This window comes from Nocardia sp. NPDC004722 (assembly GCF_053601505.1).
In genome coordinates, this window is the sequence record NZ_JBSGBY010000655.1 from 1 (window position 1) to 4502 (window position 4502).

Consider the following 4502-nt stretch of genomic DNA (forward strand, 5'->3'; position numbering starts at 1 on the left):
TGAGGGCGGTGGTCGGTTGTTCGCTGCCGGGCCAGTGGGTCGGGGCGGGGCCGAAGCTGTTGTGGGCGTTGGTGATGACGCTCTTGGCCATGGCTCGGTTGCCGATGCCGCCGATTATCGCGCCGATGCCGGCGGGCAGCGTTTTGCCGAACAGCAGGACCGCGCGTTTGGCGAGGAAAGACACGATGAATTTGCGGGCCATCGCATTGTCGATATTGCGGACGATGGGGAGTCGGTCGGCGACCACGCTTGCCCAGTCACGGGCGGATTGGCTGGCGTTCTTGCCCAGCATCTCCGCCCCGCTCTCGCCCAGCACGACGGTCACCACCATGGCTCGACGCTGTTTGGGCGGGAGGTGCTCGATACCGTGGACCGTGCCCGCGGAAACCGCGTACAGCGCCGACGCTTCGAGGAAGAAGATCGACTCGACGCCGCTGACCGCCAGCCCGATCAGTGTTCCGACACCGGGCACCGCCGCGCTCAACCCGGCGAGCGCACCACTGATCGTCACCACGGTCAGATACCGCGTCTCCAACCCACCGGCGATATCGGCGGGGGTGCGATCGGGATGCCGCCGCCGCAACCGGCCCACGTATTTCGCCGCGAGCGGCACCTGCACGCTCGTGCCGCCGCGCAACACCACCTCGACCGACTTCTGCAGGACCTTCTCGAACATCAACCAGCCCCTTCCCTCGACCGTACGACTCTAAGCGCACACCGCCCTTCGATCGCCGCACGGACACTACGAAGTAGCCGGCTCGTTATCCGGCTGGCGGGTGAGGCCTTCCCGGTCCGCGACGGAGATCGCGTCGTCGCCGGCGCGGCCGTAGATGTCCAGCACGAAGTCCTTGTCGGTGTAGTGGACCGCCGACGTCAGTCGTGGGTGCGCGCCGATGAGCGTGTGAACCTGGTCGCCGGTCAGTGGGTAGTCCGAAACCGGATGTCGCCAATGCACGCAGACCAAGGCCGCGCCGGTGTCGAGGTGATCGACGGATTCGTCGATGGCCGTCTGCAAGTCTGCTGGAAACAGGTAGTAGCCGACTTCGCTCAGCACGATGAGATCGAATCGCTCCGCGGGCCACTCGTCGCCGAGCGCCCAGCGTCGGAACTCGACATTATCGCCGACCGCGAGGCCACGAAGCCGGGCGCGGGCCGTTCGCAGTGGCTGGTCGACCACGTCGGTGGCCAGCACGCGGTCACAGCGAGCAGCCAGTTCCTGAGTGAGAAACCCTGGCCCACAGCCGGGTTCGAATGCGGCGCGGTATCGGGGGTGCGGCAGCGCGGCCATCGTGAGGGCACGTTTGCGGTGCTCGTACCATCGGGTGGCGAATTTCCACGGGTCCGGGTCGGCGGCATACAGGTCTTCGAAGTAGCCGTCCGGCAAGCGTGCGGCGCTCATCGCAGAAAGGTCTCGGTCGCGCCGGTGAATCTGCGCAATACATGCTCCGGCAGAATCGCGGCGTCGGCCGGGTCGTTCGACAGTGGGAGCACCTGGCTGCGAAAGCGCGCCAGCGCACGGCATTTCGCGGCGTGCACCGCCGCCGGTAGGCGGAGCGAGACGGGCTGTGCCGCGCGCACCAGCGGATGGGCCGGAGTCGCCCAGTGCCACATCCACACCGGATACTCCAGCATCCGGATGCCGCTGCTCGCACACGCGGCGGCCGCTGCACGGCCCACGGCCTCGTGATCGGGATGCCCGTCGTGCCGCCAGGTGGCCGCACACCGGACACCGGGTTCACCCGGACTGCCCAACAGCGCACCCAGCGCGCTCACCAGCTGCCGTTCGCACGAATCCAGCCTGCCATCCGGCAGGCCCAGCCGGATTGGCGGTGCGGCGCCGAGTTCGGCTGCGGCGCGGTGTGATTCGTCGACACGCAGGGTTGCCAAGCGTGACGGTGTGTGCGACGGAGACTCCGGGTGCGAGGCTTCACCATCGCTGGCGATCACGATGGTGACCGGTACCTCGGCGCGGCGGGCCAGCGCGATCAGACCGCCCGCGCCGAGCACCTCGTCATCGGGATGGGCCGCCACCACGATCAGGCGCTGCCAGCGCGGAATCGGCAGCGGCGCAGCACGATCCCGCCACGGCCGCCATACCTCGTCAGGCGTCCCGGCAGCACAGGTCTCGATCACAGGTTCAGCCATGCGGGGACCTCCTCGGCGATATCGCGGCCCAGATCGGCCAGATCGACTTCGGCGTGGCTTTGGCGGAGGTACACGGTGAGGTCGGCCACGCGGCGGGCATGGGCGGCGTCGGCGCACAACGGTGTCGCACCGAGCGCACGGCCCACCCGGTCCAAGGTGGCGGTCGCCGCGTCTTCCACGATGGCGCGGACGGTCCGGGCACGAACTCGGCCGATGACCAGATCCATGGGCCGAGAGTCGATTTCGTCGGCCGCCCGACTCAGCGCCAGTCGCGCGGCGTGCAGCGTGCCGGCGATCGCGCCGAGGTGGGCCAGCTGGTGTTCGTCGGCTCGTGCCGCGGCGGCGCGTTCCCACAATGGATGCGCCACGCCGCAGGCGCTGCCGTACCAGCACGCCGCCACCCCGATCGCGCCGTGCCAGAACCCCGCACGGTCGAGGTAGGCGCCCGGCTCGCCTATGGCCGTCGCCTCGGAATGATCGAAATCCACCGCGCCGGAATCGGAATCGCGCATCCCTACCGCGTGCCAGCTGTCGGGCACGGGTCTGACCGTGGGCTGTCCCAACGCGACCGCGAACAGTCGCCGCTGCTCGCCGTCGCGGGCGGAGACCAGGGCGTGGCTGCACATCGTTGCTCCCGAACACCAGAGTTTGCGCCCCTCGAGCACCCATCCCGATCGGCCGCGCCGTGCCCTCAGCACGGACTTTGGCGGCTCGGCCGCCCAGACTCCCCAGAGCTGTCCGGAAGTCGGGGGCGGCCCGCCCAACTCGCGCAGGATCGCCGCCGCGTCGGCGTGCGCCTCGGTGAGGCGTCCGAGCACCGTGTTCTCGGCGCTCAACGCCGCCAGTATCCGGAATCGCTCGCGGGTGTTGCCTTCGCCCGGACACGGGAGAGCCAAACGCCCTGACAACGACAGAGTGCGCAGCCGATCCTGCAGATAGCTCCGCTCGACGTTCACGACCATGCTCAGTCGCCTTCCGCCCTCGAGCCTGGCGAGGACTCCCCCTGCAGACCACGCAGGTGAGCGGCGAAACCGGCAGGGGCGCGCCCGATTCGGCGGGCAGAGGTCGCGACCACGACGTCGCGCGCCCAGGCCACTCGTTCCCCGCGCGCCTGTGCCCGGCCGACGAACTCGACGTCCTCGCCAGTTGCCAGATCGGCGAATCCTCCCGTGTGCCAATAACTATCAGCGCGAAACCCGAGGTTTGCCCCGTGGACGTGACGATGCCCGGCTTCCCAGCCTGCCTGATACCGCAGTTCGTATCGGCGGCGCGTATCGCGGCGGTAGCCATGCCAGTCCGCTACCGTGACGACTCCGGCGACTACGCCATAACCTCCACGGGCATAAGTCAATTGGCGCTCGAGCCACAGCGGGTCGACTCGCGAATCCGCGTCGGTGGTGGCGAACCATGTCCGGTCGCCACGTCCGCGGGCGACGGCGAAACCAGCCGCTCGCGCGGCGCCGACACTGCGACACGAGACCGCCACGCTGTCCGCCCCGGCCGCCCTCACTATCGCCGCCGAGCCATCGGTGCACGCATCCAGCACCACCAGCACCCGCACCGGAACGTCGATATGCCGGGCGCTGCGCGCGAGCGCGTCGAGACATCCACCCAGCCATCGTTCTTCGTCGCACGCGGGCACGACCACGACGATGTCGTCGATTGCTGTCGTGCGGCTCGCGGCCGCGTCGGGGACGATCATGATCACCGTCTACCCCTGCCCCACCGCACCAAACGACCGCGGATGGAAGCGGCGACGGCTACGCCTGCTGGGCCTGCCACATCCAATGCAGCTGTTCCAGCCGCCCGCCGATTTCGATCAGGAGATCCTGGGTGACAGGGTCGGCCGTCTCGGTGGCCTGGATGTGTTCGCGCAGCCGGGTGATCACGGCCCAGAGATTGTCGACCATGGCGTCGATGACGACGGTGTCGTACTGCCAGCCGTCCCCGACCCCCTGCGCTGCGGATTCCTTGACCACGGTGGCGGCCCGGCCGTCGGGGCTGACACCGATCGCCGTGGCGCGCTCGGCGGCCGCGTCGGTGAATTCCCTTGCCGCCGTGACCACTTCGTCCAGTCCCAGATGCACCGAACGAAAATGCGGGCCGATCACGTTCCAATGCGCCTGCTTGGCGATCAGCGAGAGATCGATCAGATCGACGACGGTCTGCTGCAACGCGTCTCCGGTCACACGCAGGTTGTCGCCGCTGAGCGGGCTCTGAATAGGCTTCGCCGGCATGGTCGTCCTCCTCGAGAGTGGTCGCGAATTACGTCGACGCACTACCCGGCGGCTCCGCCTTCAATCCGCGTGAGACGCCCGAATCCGGGTAGGGCGAACGGTGTCGAGTCGGTGGAGGCC

General features: G+C 68.7%; 6 protein-coding genes. All 6 read right to left on the minus strand.

Translation table 11 applies throughout. The features are described from left to right. Positions 1-676 (minus strand): hypothetical protein (locus ACWELQ_RS39045; RefSeq protein WP_452402036.1); only part of this gene is annotated, 676 nt, incomplete at its 3' end. 66 nt (positions 677-742) lie between these two features. Continuing rightward, the gene (locus ACWELQ_RS39050) at positions 743-1399 is read right to left on the minus strand and encodes a class I SAM-dependent DNA methyltransferase (RefSeq protein ID WP_452402037.1); all 657 of its coding nucleotides are present in this window, start codon (positions 1397-1399) and stop codon (positions 743-745) included. Next, a complete protein-coding gene (locus ACWELQ_RS39055; protein WP_452402038.1) occupies positions 1396-2145 on the minus strand; it encodes a PIG-L deacetylase family protein in 750 nt (249 codons plus the stop codon). Before ACWELQ_RS39055 ends, ACWELQ_RS39050 begins: the two co-directional genes overlap by 4 nt. Next, positions 2130-3107: an acyl-CoA dehydrogenase family protein gene (locus tag ACWELQ_RS39060; protein WP_452402039.1), complete on the minus strand. Its 978-nt coding sequence runs from the start codon at positions 3105-3107 to the stop codon at positions 2130-2132. Before ACWELQ_RS39060 ends, ACWELQ_RS39055 begins: the two co-directional genes overlap by 16 nt. A gap of 2 nt (positions 3108-3109) precedes the next feature. Then, on the minus strand, positions 3110-3847 hold the full coding sequence (locus tag ACWELQ_RS39065; RefSeq protein ID WP_452402041.1) for a glycosyltransferase: 738 nt from the start codon (positions 3845-3847) through the stop codon (positions 3110-3112). 58 nt (positions 3848-3905) lie between these two features. Further along, positions 3906-4382 carry a Dps family protein gene (locus tag ACWELQ_RS39070; protein ID WP_452402040.1) on the minus strand — a complete coding sequence of 159 codons (477 nt, stop codon included), beginning with the start codon at positions 4380-4382 and terminating at the stop codon, positions 3906-3908. Between the last annotated feature and the right edge of the window lie 120 nt (positions 4383-4502).